The 405-nt window shown below is 61.2% G+C and carries 1 protein-coding gene; it reads right to left on the reverse strand.

Annotated features, from left to right (window positions below; all coding sequences use genetic code 11):
- Positions 1–308 (reverse strand): glutathione S-transferase N-terminal domain-containing protein (locus tag SB725_RS30215; protein WP_410923025.1); only part of this gene is annotated, 308 nt, incomplete at its 3' end.
- Between the last annotated feature and the right edge of the window lie 97 nt (positions 309–405).

The following is a 405-nucleotide window of genomic DNA, read 5'->3' on the forward strand; positions in this document are numbered from 1 at the left end:
TGCCCGCTCTTGTCCGCCAGGTAGATCAGGATCGCCCCCGACTCGAACAGCGCCAGCGGCTGGTCCCCCGGGCCGTGGGGGTCGAGAATCGCCGGGATCTTGTTGTTCGGGCTGACACTGAGGAACTCCGGGGTCATCTGGTCCTGGGTCTCGAAGCTGACCCGATGCGCCTCGTAGGGCAGGCCGATCTCTTCGAGCATGATCGAGACCTTGACCCCGTTGGGGGTCGGCAAGGAATACAACTGAATCCACTCAGGGAATTGCGCAGGCCATTTCTGGGTGACGGCAAAGGCGGAAAGATCGCTCATGACAGGCTTCCAGTCTCAATCAAAAGGGGGCGGCGCCACGGATGGGCAACGGCGGGGAATTATCCGCCGGGTTTTCTTAAATCGGCAACATGCAGCG

It is taken from the genome of Pseudomonas sp. SIMBA_041 (genome assembly GCF_046535095.1).
GTDB lineage: Bacteria > Pseudomonadota > Gammaproteobacteria > Pseudomonadales > Pseudomonadaceae > Aquipseudomonas > Aquipseudomonas mucoides.